This window comes from Stenotrophomonas sp. C-A, from assembly GCF_054030835.1.
This window is the reverse complement of record NZ_CM132916.1, coordinates 4,363,311-4,380,466: the sequence shown is the minus strand read 5'-3', so window position 1 is coordinate 4,380,466 and position 17,156 is coordinate 4,363,311. Positions and strand designations below refer to the sequence as shown.

Annotated in this window: 14 protein-coding genes and 1 pseudogene; 7 read left to right on the top strand and 8 right to left on the bottom strand. The window is 67.0% G+C overall.

Annotation, left to right across the window (positions count from 1 at the left end):
• Window positions 1–132 precede the first annotated feature (132 nt).
• Window positions 133–567: a PepSY domain-containing protein gene (locus ACW5IY_RS20345; RefSeq protein WP_049435725.1), complete on the top strand. Its 435-nt coding sequence runs from the start codon at window positions 133–135 to the stop codon at window positions 565–567.
• 83 nt (window positions 568–650) lie between these two features.
• Here the strand turns inward: ACW5IY_RS20345 and ACW5IY_RS20340 are convergent, their stop codons facing one another.
• The 3 genes from ACW5IY_RS20340 to ACW5IY_RS20330 all read right to left on the bottom strand — a co-directional run bounded on the left by ACW5IY_RS20340 (window position 651) and on the right by ACW5IY_RS20330 (window position 3,015).
• Entirely contained in the window at window positions 651–1,133 is a 483-nt protein-coding gene (locus ACW5IY_RS20340) for a hypothetical protein (protein ID WP_049435724.1), read from the bottom strand.
• Between the two features lie 165 nt (window positions 1,134–1,298).
• Entirely contained in the window at window positions 1,299–2,510 is a 1,212-nt protein-coding gene (locus tag ACW5IY_RS20335) for an NAD(P)/FAD-dependent oxidoreductase (protein ID WP_049435723.1), read from the bottom strand.
• A gap of 10 nt (window positions 2,511–2,520) precedes the next feature.
• Entirely contained in the window at window positions 2,521–3,015 is a 495-nt protein-coding gene (locus tag ACW5IY_RS20330; RefSeq protein ID WP_049435722.1) for a lipocalin family protein, read from the bottom strand.
• A 182-nt stretch (window positions 3,016–3,197) separates the two neighbouring features.
• On the opposite strand from ACW5IY_RS20330, the gene ACW5IY_RS20325 reads away from it, so the two are divergent.
• Window positions 3,198–3,446, top strand: a complete 249-nt coding sequence (locus ACW5IY_RS20325) for a hypothetical protein (protein WP_049422925.1) — start codon at window positions 3,198–3,200, stop codon at window positions 3,444–3,446.
• Window positions 3,447–3,527: 81 nt separating this feature from the next.
• The gene (locus tag ACW5IY_RS20320; RefSeq protein WP_049435832.1) at window positions 3,528–5,948 is read left to right on the top strand and encodes a DUF3772 domain-containing protein; all 2,421 of its coding nucleotides are present in this window, start codon (window positions 3,528–3,530) and stop codon (window positions 5,946–5,948) included.
• 522 nt (window positions 5,949–6,470) lie between these two features.
• On the opposite strand, the gene ACW5IY_RS20315 is transcribed toward ACW5IY_RS20320, so the two are convergent.
• The gene (locus ACW5IY_RS20315; RefSeq protein WP_049435831.1) at window positions 6,471–8,576 is read right to left on the bottom strand and encodes a phosphoglycerol transferase I; all 2,106 of its coding nucleotides are present in this window, start codon (window positions 8,574–8,576) and stop codon (window positions 6,471–6,473) included.
• 243 nt (window positions 8,577–8,819) lie between these two features.
• Window positions 8,820–10,466 (bottom strand): annotated as a pseudogene (locus tag ACW5IY_RS20310) (ABC1 kinase family protein); the annotation flags it as partial.
• A gap of 206 nt (window positions 10,467–10,672) precedes the next feature.
• On the opposite strand from ACW5IY_RS20310, the gene ACW5IY_RS20305 reads away from it, so the two are divergent.
• A complete protein-coding gene (locus ACW5IY_RS20305) occupies window positions 10,673–11,599 on the top strand; it encodes a DUF808 domain-containing protein (protein WP_049435720.1) in 927 nt (308 codons plus the stop codon).
• A 70-nt stretch (window positions 11,600–11,669) separates the two neighbouring features.
• Here ACW5IY_RS20305 and ACW5IY_RS20300 read toward each other — a convergent pair whose 3' ends face one another.
• Window positions 11,670–13,208 carry a GGDEF domain-containing protein gene (locus ACW5IY_RS20300; RefSeq protein ID WP_049435718.1) on the bottom strand — a complete coding sequence of 513 codons (1,539 nt, stop codon included), beginning with the start codon at window positions 13,206–13,208 and terminating at the stop codon, window positions 11,670–11,672.
• Window positions 13,209–13,313: 105 nt separating this feature from the next.
• On the opposite strand from ACW5IY_RS20300, the gene ACW5IY_RS20295 reads away from it, so the two are divergent.
• From ACW5IY_RS20295 to ACW5IY_RS20285, 3 genes are all read left to right on the top strand, one after another.
• Window positions 13,314–13,949: a Rossmann-fold NAD(P)-binding domain-containing protein gene (locus ACW5IY_RS20295; RefSeq protein WP_192840209.1), complete on the top strand. Its 636-nt coding sequence runs from the start codon at window positions 13,314–13,316 to the stop codon at window positions 13,947–13,949.
• Window positions 13,949–14,656: a helix-turn-helix transcriptional regulator gene (locus ACW5IY_RS20290; RefSeq protein WP_049435716.1), complete on the top strand. Its 708-nt coding sequence runs from the start codon at window positions 13,949–13,951 to the stop codon at window positions 14,654–14,656. The genes ACW5IY_RS20295 and ACW5IY_RS20290 overlap by 1 nt, the downstream gene beginning before the upstream one ends.
• A gap of 263 nt (window positions 14,657–14,919) precedes the next feature.
• Window positions 14,920–15,306, top strand: a complete 387-nt coding sequence (locus ACW5IY_RS20285; protein WP_049435714.1) for a VOC family protein — start codon at window positions 14,920–14,922, stop codon at window positions 15,304–15,306.
• Window positions 15,307–15,417: 111 nt separating this feature from the next.
• On the opposite strand, the gene ACW5IY_RS20280 is transcribed toward ACW5IY_RS20285, so the two are convergent.
• Window positions 15,418–16,806 (bottom strand): dihydrolipoamide acetyltransferase family protein, encoded by a 1,389-nt coding sequence (locus ACW5IY_RS20280; RefSeq protein WP_049435712.1) that lies wholly within the window; start codon window positions 16,804–16,806, stop codon window positions 15,418–15,420.
• On the bottom strand, window positions 16,803–17,156 hold the full coding sequence (locus ACW5IY_RS20275; protein ID WP_005411349.1) for an SH3 domain-containing protein: 354 nt from the start codon (window positions 17,154–17,156) through the stop codon (window positions 16,803–16,805). The genes ACW5IY_RS20280 and ACW5IY_RS20275 overlap by 4 nt, the downstream gene beginning before the upstream one ends.

Here is a 17,156-nt window from a genome sequence, read left to right as displayed (position 1 = left end):
TAGGAACAGGCGTGAGTGTGCCGGGGGTGACTAACAGCTGGCTAACAGTGCCGGCTAAGGCGCTGTTAACCACGGGGTGCATTGTGGCGTTGCCGGGATGGTCCGGCCACGAACACGAACAGGAGAACCCCCATGTTGAAGTCGCTCACCCTTGCCACTGTTGCTTTGCTGGCCATCGCACCGGCCGTACAGGCCGCGCCGCTGGGCATGGCCCAGGTCGAACAGACCCTGCGCAAGGCCGGTTACACCCAGATCCACGAGATCGAACGCGATGATGGCCTGTGGGAGGCCGACGTGAGCCGCGCCGATGGCCGCTTCAGCGAGGTCTACGTGGACCCGAAGACCGGCGAGATCTTCGACGAGCACAGCAGCCGCGCGCTGTTGACCACCGAGCAGGTGCTGGTACGAGCACAGGCGAATGGCCTGCGCGAGATCCATTCGCTGGAACGCGATGGTGCGACCTGGTCGCTGGAAGCCCGCAATGCACGCAATCAGAAGGTGGACGTGCGCCTGAGCGGTTATGACGGCCGCATCCTGCACAGCGAGCGCGATGGCTGGCTGGATTGACGTTGGCCCATGTAGAGCCGAGCCCATGCTCGGCTTTGCGGCCAACCGTAGCCGAGCATGGGCTTGGCTCTACAGGAGCTGGCTTACCAGCCGTACGGCGGCGGGTAGTCCCAATAGCCCGGGCCGCGGCCGTAGTACCCGCCATACGGACCGAAGAAGCCCGGGCCCTTGCCTTCGCTCACGTGGATGTTGACGTTGACCCCGTGGGTCTTGCCTTCATCGGTGGTGTAGTTCTTGCTCAGGTTCAGCGTGGCGGCGTTGTAGTGGCTGTTGCCACCGTTCTTGGAATAGCCGATGCCGGTGGTGAAGCTGCCGGATACCTTGACCTTGTCGTCGGTGACGTCGGCGATCTTCGCGTCGTCGTGCACGCGCGGACCGCTCTTGTCACCGTAGTACGTGCCCGGCGGGTCCCGCTGCAGAGCCGGGTCGTTGAGGTAGCGCATCGGCGCCTGCGGCAGCGTCAGGTCCAGGCCGGCGGCCTGCGGCGCAGTGGCGCCAGCAGCGGACTGGGCCAGCACGGTTCCCGGCAGGGCCAGGCACAGCAGCAGGGTCAGGGGGCGGATCATGACGGCGCTCCAGCGGACAGGTGGCCACGCAACACGCGGCGGTACAGGCCGACGCTAGCAGGGGTTGCTTGAATGATGCCTGTCGGCGCCCCGTGGAGTCGAGCCATGCTCGGCCGCGGGTGGCAGATGCAGTCGAGCGTGGCTCGACTCTACAAGAGGCGGGCGCTACGGCAACCGCCCGAACCCGAACAGCCCCGTCAGCGGATGCCCGCAGCGCTCGATCCGGGCCCGCAGCAGCTGCGCGCCGATCATTGAATAGGTGATGCCGTTGCCGCCGTAGGCCATGGCGAAGTGCACCCGCGGGCCCCACTGATCGTGCGGGCCGAAGAAAGGCAGGCCGTCCGCCGTTTCGGCGAAGGTGCCGGCCCAGGAAAACGCCGGTACCGGGTCCAGCCGTGGGAACCAGTGCTGCAGCTGCTTCATCAGCTGGTCGGCCTTGCGCTGCACGCGCCGGTCGCGGCGGGCCGGGATGTCGATGGCATCGTCCAGTCCACCCACCAGCAGGCGCCGGTCGCCGGTGGCGCGCAGATACAGGTAGGGGCGTGCGCTCTCCCAGACCATCGTGTTGCGCAGCCGGCCCAGCACGTCCGCATCGATGGGGTCGGTGATGAAGGCATAGCTGCTGCGGTTGCGGGCGACGCGTTGATCGAGCCAGCGCTGGTTGGCATAGCCCATGGCCAGCACGACGTGGCGTGCGCGGACCGTGGCACCGGCTTCGGTACGGGCGGTCACCCCGCGCGCGGTGGCATCGAGGCTGTGCAGTACGGTGCGGTCATGCACGTGGCCGCCGCGCCGGCGCACGCGCTGCAGCAGCGCATAGGTCAGCCGATACGGATCGACCCGCGCCGCCTGCCGGGTCAGCAGGGCGCCGCCGGCCTCAACGTCGAAACGTTCCCGCAGTGCCTCCGGGCCCAGCCAGCGGGCATCCAGGCCGATGCTGCGCCGCGCCCCACCTTCGGCCATCAGGCGCGGCACGTCGCGATGGCGGCTGGCCAGATACAGGCTGTCCATGCGCTGGAAATCAACGTCTTTCAGGCCGCGAGCGACCTCGCCCAGCGCCGGGATTGCCTCGGCACAGGCAAGGTAGGCCCGTGCGGCGGCGTCATGGCCGTAACGCTGTGCCAGCTCCAGCAGATGGGTATCGATCTCGTACTGCAGCAGCGCGGTGCTGGCGGCGGTACTGCCCCAGCCGATGTCGCGCTGCTCGATGACCGCGACTTCTTGGCCGTGGGCGGACAGTTCATCGGCGATGAGCGCACCGGTGATGCCACCGCCGACCACCAGCACGTCGCTGTGCAGGTCCATTTCCAGCGGTGGGAAGGCGTGGATCAGGCCGTTGCGCACCGCCCACCACGGATAGCCACTTTTCAGGTCCATGCGCAGCTGCTCAGGCGGTCGGGTGGCCGGTATGTGGGGTCTGGATCAGTTCGGACAGATCGAAGCCCTGCAGCCGGGCGGTGGCCAGATAATGGTCCTGCACGGTGGCGTCCAGCTGCGGTTCGCGGGCCAGCAGCCACAGGTACTTGCGGTCCGGGCTGCCGACCAGCGCCACGCTGTAGTCCGGAGCGACCTGGATCACCCAGTAGTCGCCCTTGGCGAACGGCAACCAGCGCAGGCCCTTGGGCAGGAAGCTCACCTCCAGGCGCGCGCTGTCGTTGTCGACGGCACAGGCCTCGCCGGTGGCTTCCTCGACCTCGCCGTCCATACGGCAGCGGTTGGTGACGCCGACGTTGCCGTTGTCGAGCAGGGTGTAGTGCGCCGACACGTCGGTGCAGCCTTCCGGTTCATGGCGCATCGGCAGGCGTGTGATCTCGTACCAGGTGCCCAGGTAGCGGGGCAGCTTGAGGTCGGCAACGGTCTTCAGCGGCGGGTGCTCGGTCATCGGCGGTCGTGGCAGGGGTGGGCCTCCACGATGCCGATGGCCTTGCCATGGGCGGGTGAAGCCGGGGCGATGGCCGTGTCCAGAACGTTCCGTCGCCGCTGCGGCGTGCCCGTTGTCACCGGTGCGGCGGTATGCTACCGCCAGCGCCGTGTTTTCCTGATCCAACCGAGGTGGAGGTGCCGATGTACCAGGTGATCCTGTTGAAGAGTGAATCCGCGTTCGCACGCGAACAGTGGCCGCAGGTCGATGACCTGGTGGACTACGAAGGCGTTGCCTACAGCTTGCGTGCCGGCCCGCGCCAGCCGCTGCCGACCGACCACGACTGGCACCCGGTGGCGGTGTACGCGCCCGATGAGATCACCGAGGAAGAGTTCCAGGACTGGTACGCGCTGCAGCAGCCGGCCGTGGAAGAGCTGCGCCTGAAGTACTGAGTACCGCCCATCCGCCCTTTACCGCCTGTGCCGTATAGTCGCGCGCAGGCGCGGTGGTCCGCGCGAACCGGTGTGGCTGGCGTGTCTTCTTTCCTGCGAACGATCCGTGCACGTGGGCCCTGGTGGGTCCTGACGCTGTGCACCGCCCTCCTGCTGTCCGCGCCGGTGCTGGCACAGGATGAGGACCCGACGCCAAAGCAGCAGCTGGCGGATATCGATTCCAGGCTGAAGGAGATCGATCGCAAGCGTGGCGATGCTGAAGCCATCGAGACGCTGGCGATGCTGTCGGAGAATGCCTCGCAGGCACGGCGTGATGCTGAGGCGCTGGAAAAGGCGCTGCAGCCCCAGCTGGTTCGCCTCGACGAACAACTGGCGCAGCTGGGCACGCCTGTCGAGGGCACCACCGAGCCGCCCGAACTGGCGGCGCAACGGCGCACGATCAACAAGCAGCGCGACGGACTGGCCGCGTCGGTGGCGCAGGCCAAGACCAGCGCCGTGCGTGCCCAGCAGCTGGCAGCCGACATCGACCAGCAGCGCACTGCGCAGCGCGCCGAAGACATGGGGAAGAAGGTCGCCTCGCCGTTGTCTCCGGCACTGTGGAGCAAGGTGGCCGAGCGCCTGCCGATCGATATCGCACGCGTCGCGCCGTTGGCCGAGCAGGGGCGCGATACGTTCGTTGCCGGCATCCGGGCCAATGGCTGGGGCACGCCGTTGCTGGGCCTGATCGCCGCGCTGGTGATGATGTTCCCGCTGCGGTTGTGGCTGCGTAGGCTGGGGCGGCGCTTTGCGGCGTCGGAGCGTGCGCCCGATGGTCGCCTGCGCCGTTCCGGCCTGGCCATGTGGTTGTTGCTGGTCGGCACGTTGCTGCCCGGCTATGCCGTAGTGGTGCTGATGGCGGCGCTGGACGCCGTTGATGCGATCGCACCGCGCCTGCAGGTGGTGGCCGACGGTCTGGAAACCGCCACCTTCCGTGCGGCCTTCATTGCCGCGCTCAGCGCCTGCCTGCTGGTGCCCAAGCGCCCCTCATGGCGATTGTTGAATCTGGACGACACCGCCGCACTCAAGCTGCGCAAGTACGCGTGGGGCGCGGCGGCACTGGCCTGGCTGAGTACGGTGCTGGTCGCCCTCGATCAGGCTACGCGTACCAGCGACGTCACCACGGTAGCGCTGGATGGCCTGATTGCCCTGACCTACCTGGGCCTGATCATGGCCATGCTGGTCACCCTGGCACGCCTGCATCGCCGGCAGACCGCCGAGGCCGAGGCCAAGCTGGAGGCACAGGCCGATGGCGTGGGCGCGGCCACGCCGGTGCGCCGCAGCAGCTGGCTGGTATTGGCACGCGTGGCGGGCAACGTCGCGGTGGTGGCCGCCATCGTCGCGACGTTGCTGGGCTACCTGAATTTCGCCAAGTTCGTGAACCAGCAGTTGATTGGCGGCAGCATCGTGGTGCTGGCGGCGACCCTGCTGTTCAAGTTCGTCGATGACTTCAGCACGTGGATGCTCAATGCCGACAGCAAGGTGGGCCAGACCATCCTGCTCAGCACCGGCCTGAGCGTGTCGCGGCTGGAACAGGCCGGCGTGCTGCTCTCTGCAGCCCTGCGCACCATCGTCGTGCTGATCACATTGCTGGCGCTGGTGGCACCTTTTGGCAACATCGGCGCGGTGGTGGAACGCTTCTCTTCGCTGCTCACCACGGGCATTCCGTTGGGTGGAACCACTCTGAAGCCGATGCAGATCGTGCTGGCGATTGTGGTGCTGCTGGCCGGCCTGGCGATCACCCAGCTGGTGCAGCGCTGGCTGACCGACACCTACCTGCCCAAGACCGAACTGGACCTGGGTGCACGCAACTCGGTCAGTACGGTTACCCGCTATGTGGGCATCATCCTCGCGGTGATCTGGGCGCTGACGGCGATGGGCCTGGAGCTGAGCAAGCTCGCGTTGCTGGTCAGCGCGCTGTCAGTGGGTATTGGTTTCGGCCTGCAGGTGATCACCCAGAACTTCGTTTCCGGCCTGATCCTGCTGGCCGAGCGCCCGGTGAAGATCGGTGACTGGGTGAAGCTGGGTGATCAGGAAGGCGACATCCGCCGCATCAGCCTGCGTTCGACCGAGATCCAGGTGGGGGACAAATCGACCCTGATCGTGCCCAACTCCGAGCTGGTCACCAAGACCGTACGCAACATGACAATGGGCAACAACCAGGGTCGCATCCAGATCCAGTTCGCGGTGCCGCCCAGCACCGATGTCGGCAACCTGCGGCAGGCGCTGCTGGATGCGTACACCGCGCATACCAACGTGCTGAAGCAGCCGGCACCGACGGTCTACATCGACAGCATTGCCGGTGGCCAGATCACCATCAACAGCTTTGCGTATGTAGCCAGCCCGCGGCAGGTGTATGCCACCCGCAGCGATCTGTATTTCAGCCTGCTGCAGATCCTGGCGGAGCGGAACATCCCGCTGTCGACCCCGACCGACATCCACATCACCCGCGATCCGCAGGAGTAGGGGGTGTTCTGCAGGGCTGCGCCCTGCACCCGCCGAAGCAACGTCAACCGCAAGAGCAACAGCAAAAGCTGGCATTCCGAGGATTGGCGGGGTGGGTCCGGTTGCGGGAGACGCCGTAAACCCATCCTTGGGGGCTTGGCCGCGGCATCCATGCCGCGGACACTCCCGCAACCGGCCCCACCCCGCCTTCGACAGATTTCCGTGATCTGTTGGAATTGCTTTTGGGGTCAGATCCGTTTTCCGTAGGAAAACGGATCTGACCCCATTTTGATTTTCGATATCTGACAGATTGTGTCGACCAAGGTCGACACCTACCGACAGCCGCAGGAATCTGTCAGAGGTGGGGCGGTGTCGGAGTGCGGGGTGTCAGCCGCATGGATGCGGCTGCCAAGCCTCCAAGGACGGATTCACGGCGTCCCCGCACTCCGACACCGCCCCACCCAACCACGGAATGCACGCTGTTGCCGTTGCTGTTTCTCCGGCTTGTAGCGGGTGGCAGGGCGCAGCCCTGCAAAGAAACCCCTACCCTCGCGGTCGGCTGCGCGAGGGCACCAGTGCGAACGTATCCACCGCCAGTTTCTCGGCATGATTCAACCACGCGCGGATCTCCAGATCATCCACTTCGTGGTCCAGCCCGAACGACACGTTGATCTTGCCGTTGGCATCGGGCTGCACCCACTGCTGGGCCAGCACCACCTTGCGCTGCGAGGACACCGCCTCGATCCAGAAGCCGCGATCCGGGCGCGTGCTCGCCACCAGCTGCAGCATGTACTGGCCGGCGCGGGTACGGCGGCCCTTCTGGGTGATCATGTGTGCCTGGCGCACGCTCGGGCGCGGGCCCTGGAATGCATCCAGCGGTGCATCCACCGCGATGCCGCCACGCAGGTCGTTGTCGCGGTACAGCTTGATGCCGTTGTCGCGGTTGACCAGCAGGGCGCACCAGTCACCGTCGGCCGAGCCGTCCTCGAACGCGGTGCAGCGGTCGACATAGGCCAGGGTGTTGTCCGGGTTGGCATCATCGAACTGGCGCGAAGTGTTTTCCAGATACACGGACTTCAAACCCCAGTCCTTGTCGTACTCCAGCAACACCGGTGGCTGCACATGCTGCAGGCCGACCACCACCTGGTCATCGCCATCGATCTTCAGTTCGCGGGTCGGTTCGCCCAGCCACAGCGAGCGGGCGAAGGCGAGGTACTGCGGGTAATCGCGGCCGCCATCGCGCTGGGTGGCCACGCTGGCGCTGGGCGCGCGCTGGGTATCGATCAGCGAACGGCCAAAGCCCATCGTCTTCAGGTTCGGGTCCAGCAGGCTGAGCAGGGTCGCACCCGAATCCAGGGTGGTGCCGGCGTCGGCGCTGAGCTGCTGCGGGGCAATGCCATCGCCCAGGAACAGCAGCAGGTTCTCGCGCTTCTGCCGGGTCAGGATGTGGGTCAGATCGTTGGGCATCGCCAGGTGATCGGAGGCGATCACGATCAGTGTGTCCTTGCCGTACGGGCTGGCCTGGATGCGCTGCACCAGCTGCGAGATCAGCCGGTCGCTGCACTTGAGCGCGTTGAGCATGTTGATGTTGCCGTACTGGCTCTGGTAGCGCTCGCCCTTGCACGACACCGGCAGATGGCCGGCTGGGTGATGGGTATCCATGGTCAGCGTGGTCAGCATGAACGGCGAGCCGGCGCGCGAGAGCTGCTCGAAGCGCTGGTAGGCGGTGTCCAGCAGCACATCGTCATGCACGCCCCAGGCCGAGTAGTGGATGCGGCCGATCTTCTTCTGCTGCTTGAACCAGGCCAGGTCATGCACTTCATCGAAACCGTGGCTGGCCAGGAACTGGCCCTTGCCGGCGAACTGGCCGTTGGCACCGCCCAGGTAATGGTTGGTATAGCCCTGCTGTTTCAGGTAGTCGCCCAGGCACACCGCCTTGGGCAGGAAGCTGCCCATGCGGTCCATGCTGTTCTCATCGCCCTGCGAGGTGGTCAGCGGTACGCCGCACATCGACGACACCAGGCCGGCGATGGTCCAACCGCTGCCTTCGGCCGAGGCCAGCCCGCGCACGTCCAGCGACTTTGTGGCCAGGCGGTTGAGATTGGGCATCAGGCCCGGGAACACGTTCTCATCCAGGTAAGTGCGCTCCAGGCTTTCGCCGTAGATCCAGACGATGTTGCGCGGGCGCTGCAGCCGCTGCGTCGGCACCTGGTACTCGGGGGCGATGCGCGCGAAGTCGACCGGGCGCAGCTGCTGGTACAGGCGCTGGCCGTCGCGGGCCAGCGGGCTGATCATGATCGTGGCCACCCACACGGCCGCGAAACCGGCGAACAACGCGCCACCGTGGCCGGGCCGGCGCCAGCGCTTGACCCGCGTGGCGAACAGCGGCAGCAGCGAGACCAGCGCCAGCACGATGAAGCCGGCGATATAGCCCTTGAAGTCGGAGACACCGGCGCCTTCCATGTCGGCGCCCAGGTGGTACAGGGTGGCGGCATTGAGCCCATCACCGGACAGCTTGTCGATCAGCCACCACGCGCTGAGCGTGAGCAGCAGCAGCGAGAACGCACCGGCCTTCCACCACACCCACTTGTCGGACGCGAGGAACAACCAGCACAACAGCAACAACGACAGCAGCAGTATCCAGAGCATAGGCAGCTTCGGCAGTGACGGGGTGGTGGTGATGGACGTCGTACCGACGCGTGTCCATCCGACCAGCGCTGCCGCAAGCACATGCATGTGACAGGCCGATGACCCGATAGTGCATGCACGAACCTGACTGAAATGTTTGTTGAAATGACGCGCGCGCAATCGCGCTCAGAAGGTAAAACGAGCGTGAAAGGCTGCGTTGGATTGCATTAAAAACCGCATGAATACGGCGTTTTCGTTGATGCGCTAGCGATGCCCGCGTTCCTCGCGTGCCCGTGCGCGACGATCAAACAGCAGTGCACTGGTTACGATGCCAAGGCCGAGCACCACGCCGATGAACAATAGGATCAGCGCAATCAGCGGGTAGCCGAACAGATGCCAGCCGGTGTCGATCTTCATCATCATCGCGGCGGCCATGATCAACGCGGCGCTGATGATGCCGGCCGCTACGCGGTTGGCGATCTTCTGCAGGTTCTCCATTAACCGCGATTCTTCCAGGCCGGTCACCTTCATCTGCAGGCGGTTCTCGGCCAGCAGCGCCATGATGTCCGACAGCTTGCGCGGCCCATCGCGCAGCAGCTGCTGCAGCTCCATCGCCTCGCTGGCGAGGTTGGCGGCAGACAGCGATTTCTTCAGGCGTGCGCGCATCACGTGCTGCAGCTGGCGCTCGACGATGCGACGTGTTTCCAGCTCGGGTGCCAGCAGCCGGCACACGGTTTCCAGGTTGAGCAGTGCCTTGCCCAGCAGGCTCAGTTCCGGCGGCGTGCGCAGCCCGCAGGCGGTGGCGATGCGCACCATGTCCAGCACCACGCGGCCCTCGGAGAAACTGCCACTGGCGGCGTAGCGCGCGATCAGCTGGCCAGTTTCGCGCAGGTAGCGCTCCTCGTCGAAGGCCTCCAGCCGCGTGCTGATGCTGATCAGGTCGTCGGCCACTTCCTCGCCACGGCCATCGACCGCGGCGAACAGGATCTTCAGCAGGCGCTCGCGCAGGCGCGGTGGCATATGCGCGACCATGCCCAGGTCGAAGATCGCCAAGCGGCCATCAGGCATCACCCGCAGGTTGCCCGGATGCGGATCGGCGTGGATCTCGCCATGCACGAAGATCTGGTCCAGGTAGCCGCGGATCAGTGCCGCCGCCAGCGGATCCATCGATTGCTCGGTGCGGCGCACATCGGGAATTGCATCCACGCGCACGCCGGTGGCCAGTTCCATGGTCAGCACGCGCTGGCTGCTGTAATCCCACAGCGGCTGCGGAATCCACAGGCGGCGGAATGGCTTGAGGTGGCGGCCGAAACGGGCCAGGTTCTCGGCCTCGGCGTGGTAGTCCAGCTCCTGCATCAGGGTCTTGGCGAACTCGTTGAGCCAGTCGCGCAGGCGCACGCGGCGGCCGACCTGGGTCAGGTGGTCGGCGGCCAGCGCGAAGCTGCGCAGCGCCTCCAGGTCCGAGCGCAGCTGTGCGGCGACTTCAGGCTTCTGCACCTTCACTGCTACCTGGCGGCCATCGTGCAGCACCGCGCGGTGCACCTGCGCGATTGACGCGCAGCCCAGTGGCTCGGGATCGAACGCAGCGAACAGCTTGTTCACCGGGGCGCCCAGTTCCTGCTCGACGATGGCATGGATGCGCTCGACCGGAATCTCGGCCACCTTCTCCTGCATGCGCTCCAGCGCCGTGGCGAACTCCACCGGCACCATGTCCGGGCGGGTAGAGAGCATCTGGCCCAGCTTGACGAAGGTGGGCCCCAAGGCTTCCAGGTCACTGACGAACTGTTCCGGGTTGCCATCTGCCGGTACGTCGGCCGGATTGCCCGCGGCATCCAGGTTCATGCCGGAAAACACGCCTGAATGGCGGTAGCGCATCAACAGGCGCAGGATCTGGCTGCGCCGGTTCATGCCTTTGACCAGCGGGGGATTGCCATTGGCGGTGGGCGGATTGCTCAAGCGGAACTCCCATGCGGCAAAGACGGTCGTGCCGGCCCCTGGCCAGCAATGTCCGGATTCCGCAGTGTCGCCGGGGGGCGGTAGGCACGCAGTGAACCCGACCGCTTCCGCAGCCGCCCCGGTATCGGTCAGAATCCGCTCATTCCCTCTCTGGACTTCCCATGGCCGGTGCCAGCCTGTTCGCCCTGCTCGACGATATCGCCACCCTCCTCGACGATGTCTCGGTGCTGACCAAGGTCGCGGCGAAGAAGACCGCTGGTGTACTCGGCGACGACCTGGCGCTGAACGCGCAGCAGGTGACCGGGGTCAACGCCAACCGCGAGCTGCCGGTGGTGTGGGCGGTGGCCAAGGGCTCGCTGGTCAACAAGGTGATCCTGGTGCCGGCGGCTCTGGCGATCAGCGCGCTGGAGGCCTGGCTGCACAGCCGCGGCTGGAACGTGCCGCTGATCGTGCCGCTGATGATGATCGGCGGTGCCTTCCTGTGCTTCGAGGGTGTGGAGAAGCTGGCGCACCGCTACCTGCATTCCTCCGACGACGATGCCGAGCGCCAGACCGAGCGTCGCAAGGCGCTGGCCGATACGCAGGTGGACATGGTGGCGTGGGAGAAGGACAAGGTGAAGGGCGCGATCCGCACCGACTTCATCCTCTCGGCCGAGATCATCGTGCTGACCTTGGGCGTGGTCGCCACCGCGCCGTTCACCAACCAGGTGGTCACCCTGGCCGTGGTTGCCTTGGCGATGACGGTGTTCGTCTATGGGCTGGTGGCGGGCATCGTGAAGCTTGATGACGTCGGCCTGTACCTGTCGCGCAAGGGCGGTGCCATTGCCGCCTTCGGTCGCGGCCTGGTGGCCTCGGCGCCGTGGCTGATGAAGTTCCTGTCGGTGGCCGGCACCATCGCCATGTTCCTGGTGGGCGGCGGCATCCTGGTGCACAACGTGCCGGCGCTGCACCATGCGGTGCAGGCATTGGGCGGCGAAGGGCAGTGGGGCTGGCTGATCAGTGCTGCGGCCAACATGGTGGTCGGCATCATCGCTGGCGCCATCGTGCTGGCGGCGGTGACCGGGTTCCAGAAGCTGCGCGGGAAGTAAGCGAAGGGCGTGCCGACCAACGGTCGGCACCCACCAACCGCCGCCGCCGGGCCATGCCCGGCGGAGCGGACTACCCCGTCTGCACCCGGTTCTTGCCCTGCCGCTTGGCTGCATACAGCGCGTCATCGGCGCGGCGCAGCAGGGTCTCGGTATCGTCACCGGGCTGCCATTGCGCCAGCCCGGCGCTGAAATGCACCGGCACGCGTCGGTCCTGCACGGTCAGCACGCGGTGCGCCAGTGAACGTTGCAGGCGCTGCACGGTGGCCATGCTGTCGGCACCCTGGGTTTCCGGCAGCACCAGCACGAACTCGTCGCCGCCCAGCCGCGCGATGCCGTCGGTGGCGCGCAGCAGCAGCTTGCACACGGCCACCAGGTGCTGCAGCAGCGCATCGCCACCGGCGTGACCGTGCGCCTCGTTGGTCAGGTGGAAATCATCCAGGTCGATCACCGCCACGCCCAGCGGCGAGTTGTTGCGCATGGCACGCGCCAGCTCACGCTGCAGCAGTTCGTCCAGGCCGCGGCGGTTCAGTGCCTGGGTCAGCGGATCGATACGCGCCAGGTCACCAGCAGCACGCAGTTCCTGCTCCAGCTCGGCAATGCGCTGCTCTGCGCGTTCTACTTCCTGTCGCGCGCTGGCCAGATGATCGCGGGCCTGCGCGGCCTGCTGCTGCACCTTGCCGGTATCGCGCATCACCTCCTGCAGCAGCTGGTTGAGGTCGGCGATGCTGCGCGCCTCACGCAGCTGCAGCGCGTAGCTGCCGATGCGGTCGTGGTACTCACCGGTGCTGGTGGCCATGCCATCCATGCGCTCGATGAACTCGCCCATCAACCCGCGCATCGCCGCCTTCGAATCGTCGATGCCCTGGCGCAGCAGGCCCTGCTTGTAGATCACTTCGCGCAACTCGGCGCGGGTGCGCTCGACCGCTTCGGCTTCCAACGGACCGTCCAGCAACTGGCGCACCGCCGCGATCTGGCCCTGCAGCCAGCTGCGGTCATCCAGCAGCTCGCTCACGTTCTCCAGCAGCAACGCGAACAGCTCCAGCAGCAGCGCCTGCTGCTCCTGCCAGCTCTCGGCACGCACACCGACCTGGTGGCCGAGTTCGCGCACGCCCTGTTCGATCGGCTCCAGTGCGGTACCCGGTTGCCACTGGCGGAGGCGCGTGGCCAGGGTCTGCGCTTGTTCGCGCAGATCCGGGTCGTGCTGCAGCAGGGCCACCACCGCACCGCCCAGCAGCAGCCGCAGCTGCTCGGACAGGCGCAGGCTTTCCGGCTGCCCGTCCGGGGAATGCTGCTCGATGGTGCGGATGTACTTGTCGATCAACTGCCGCATCGCGCGGCCGTAGCGCGGCCAATCGGCGCTGGCCTGCGCCGATTGCAGGCGGTCGCCCATGTCGCCCAGTTCGCCGGGCAGGGTGGCCATGCCGTTGGCGAACGCCGCCAGCAGCGGTTCCGGCGCGTCGGCGCCTGCGAACAGCTGCTGCAGGGCCACGCCACCGCCGCCCTGCAGCACCACGCGGTCGCCCAGGCCATCGTCCACCACCGCGCGCACGCGTGCCGGCGGCCCAAGGGCGGTACCGGGGGCAGGGCGGTGGTCGGGCTGGTCCGTCATGGAGCGAATCCTGGGGCTGGCAGGGACTGGTTCCAGCATATCGGCGCGGCTGCCGATGGCTTGAACGGCTACGATGGGCGACAGAATGCCGCAGTGGAGGTGGTGATGCGCGTGATGTTGCTGGGGGCGACCGGGCTGGTCGGCGGGCTGACCCTGTCCAGGCTGCTGGACGACCCACGCTGCAGCGCCGTCGTGGCGCCCACTCGCCGCCCGTTGGGCGTAACTCTCGGGAAGCTGGAGAACCCGGTGCTGGCCTTCGATGCGTTGCCGGCCGCACCGGAGTGGGCGCGAGTGGATGCGGTCATCTGCGCACTGGGCAGCACCATTGCCCAGGCTGGCAGCCGCGAGGCCTTCCATCGGATCGACCATGACTACCCGCTGGCGTTCGCCCGCTTGGCGCAGGGACAAGGTGCTCAGACGTATGTGCTGAATTCCGCAGCCGGTGCCAACCCGCAGTCGTCGATCTTCTACAGCCGGGTGAAGGGCGAGCTGGAGCGCGACCTTCGCACGTTGGGCTTCAATTCGTTGACCCTGGTCCGCCCAGGGCTGATCGGGGGCGAGCGCAGCGAGGTCCGCCGCGGTGAGCGCCTCGCATTGAAGGTGCTGGGCGTGCTGGGGCCGGTGCTGCCGCGGGCGTGGCGGATCAATCCGGCCGCTGAAATTGCCAAAGCGCTGGTCGAGGCCGCGTTGACCCCGCAGCCGGGCGAGCACGTGGTGGCATCGAGCGCACTGGTCGGCTGATGTCACGTGCGCTGCGCCTGACCCAGTTGCTGCAGCTGCTGCGCCGTCATCGACGTCCGGTGGCGGGGCAGGCGCTGGCCGACGCGCTGGGCATCAGCTTGCGCACGCTGTACCGCGATATCGAGACCCTGCGCGAGCAGGGCGCTGACCTGCGTGGCGAGGCCGGCGTCGGCTACCTGCTGGCACCGAGCGATACCTTGCCTCCCATGACCCTGCCACCGGCCGAGATCGATGCGCTGGTGCTGGGCCTGCGCTGGGTTGCCGCGCGCACCGAGCCGGCGCTGGCCGAGGCTGCGCGTGACGCCCTGGCGCGTATCGCGCATGTGTTGCCTGCGGCGCGCCGCGAAGCGCTGCGTGACAGTGGTCTGCGCGTGGGCCCTTCGCGCGCTGGGAGCAAGGTTCCCCCCGCGCGCCTGCAGGCCGTGCGTGAAGCCGTGGGTTCGCAGCAGCGATTGAAGTTCGGCTACGAAGACGCGCAGGGCCAGCGCAGCGAGCGCATCGTCTGGCCGTTCGCGCTGGGCTATTTCGACGAAGTGCCGATGCTGGCGGCGTGGTGCGAAGGCCGCGAGGACTTCCGGCATTTCAGGCTGGACCGGATCCGTCAGGTGCGCGTGCTGGAGGATCACTACCTCGTGCCACGCGCCACCCTGCTGCGGCGCTGGCAGAAGGCGCAGGGCATTGCGCCGGATTGGCTGGATCGTTCGTAGCGTCGGGTTTTCCCGCCTGCTTCCGCACTTCGCTTTCTGCTGCTGGTGGGATGGAGTGGTGGCCTTTGCTCTTTGCTCTTTGCTGATTGCTCTTGGTAGATGTCGAGCTTGCTCGACCGCCTTGGATCTTCGCGAACAGCAGTCGAGCAAGCTCGACCTCTACCAGGGCAATGGCAACAGCAGTCGAGCAAGCTCGACGCTGCTGACAGAATCTGTCAGCAGGTCCGTACCACCATGGACGCTCCCAACAACGGAGCTTCCCTATGTTCAAGCCCAGCACCCTGCTGCAGTACGTGCGCGACGTCGCCGCCAGCGCCACCTTCTACAGCGGCATCCTCGGCAAACCGCCGGTCGAGCAGTCGCCCGGCTTTGCGCTGTTCCTGCTCGGCGATGGCGCCGCACTGGGCCTGTGGCAGCGCGATGACGTGCAACCGGCGGTGTCCGCGCAGGCCGGCGCTGCGGAACTGGCGATGTTGGTCGCCAAACCCGAGACGGTGCAGCAGACGCACGATGCGTGGCGCGCGCTCGGCGTGCAGATTCTGCAGGCGCCGGTGACGCTGGAGTTCGGCCACACCTTCGTTGGAGTGGATCCTGACGGGCACCGCCTGCGTGTCTACAGCCGCGCCGAGGGCATGGTGGCGCGCGATTGATCGCCCGCGTTATGTAGATCCACGCCATGCGTGGATGCGGGCACAAAAAAACGCCGGGCAGTGCCCGGCGTTTCTCCAACTCATGTGCCAACCAAGGTTGGCACCCACCGATCAGCTGGCCAGCGCCAGATCGTCCATCATCGCGCGCAGGAAGCGGGCGGCTTCACCACCCGTAGCCGCGCGGTGGTCGAAGGTGACCGACAACGGGATCACCTTGTGCGCTTCCACGCCGCCCATCACCGGGGTCATCTGGTGGCGGGCACGGCCGGCACCAACGATCGCCACGCACGGCGGCACCACGACCGGGGTCGCGTAGCGGCCGGCGAACATGCCGAAGTTGGACAGCGAGATGGTGTAGCCGCTCAGTTCCGAGGCGGCGATCGAACGCGATTCCACCTGCTCGCGCAGGCGGTTGACGCCTTCGCGGATGCCACGTGCATCAAGCATGTCAGCATTGCGCAGGGCCGGCACGAACAGGCCGTCGTCGGTGTCCACGGCGATGCCGATGTCCACCTGCGCATGCAGGGTGCGGGTCAGTGCTTCGCCGTCGAACCAGGCGTTCATCGCCGGCACCTTCTGCGCGGCGACCACGATCGAACGCACCAGGCGCGCGGTGACGTCGTTGCCCGGCAGCCAGGCATGGATGTCGGCGTCGTCGTTCAGCGTGGTCGGCACGACCTTGCTGTGCGCATCGGCCATCACGCGGGCCATGTTGCGGCGCACGCCCTTCAGCGGTTCCGGCTGGCCCTTGGCGATCACGCCCGGCGGCTGGGTGCGCATCGGCTTGCCGGCGGCAGACAGCGGGGTGCGGGCTTCGCTCTGCACCGGGGCAGACACCTGCGCCGGGGCCGGCGCGGCATACGCGGCGGCAGCGACCGGCGCCGGAGCAGCGCCCAGCTTGGCGCTGCCGTTGGCGGCGGCCTGCTTGACGTCGGCCATGGTCACGGCGCCATCGGTGCCGGTGGCCGGCACGCGGCTCAGGTCCACGCCCAGCTTGCGCGCCATCGCACGCACGGCCGGCACGGCCTTGACGCCACCGACGGCCAGCGCCTGCTCCGCGTGCACGGCATTGGAGCTCTGCATCGCGCCGACCACGGTACCGGCGTCATCACGCTCGGCCGCGGCGGGCTTGGCTTCTTCCACGGCGACCGGTGCGGCAGCGGCCGGCAGCGGCGGCGGCGTCGGTGCAGCGGCAGGTGCGGCGTGACCATGGCTGTGGCCGGTGTCCTGGCCATCGGCACGCTGCGGCAGGTTCGGGTCCAGTTCGAAGCTGGCCAGCACCGAGCCGGTCGGGATGATGTCGCCGGCGCCGCCGGACAGCTTCAGCACCTTGCCGGAGAACGGCGAGGGCACTTCCACCACGGCCTTGGCGGTCTCCATCGAGACCAGCGGCTCGTCCAGCTTGATCACATCGCCTTCCTTGACGAACCACTCGACGATGGTCGCGTCCGGCAGGCCTTCGCCCAGGTCGGGCAGGTTGAAGTTCTTGGTCTGGCTCATTTGCAGTTCTCTTCCAGCAGTTCCAGTTCGCGGGCCGGCAGCCAGCCCGTCGCGCCATTGGCGCGCTCGGACCACCACCACCCACCGTGTTCGTGATGAAGCTTCACCATCTCGCCGCTTTCCACATCCAGCTCGCGGGCGTCGTAGTCGCACAGGGCTTCGGCGCGACCCTCGTCCAGCAGCTGCAACCAGGCGATGGGCGCCCATCCAGCGCGCCCATCGTTGGTGCGTACCCAGGCAAACGCCGGCCATTCCTCGTCACGGACACCTACTTCGACGATCTGGCCGGTGTGGAACCGGAGCGGGTTGGGATACTGGCTGCGGTAAGCCCCCAGAAGGCGGGCCCGCAT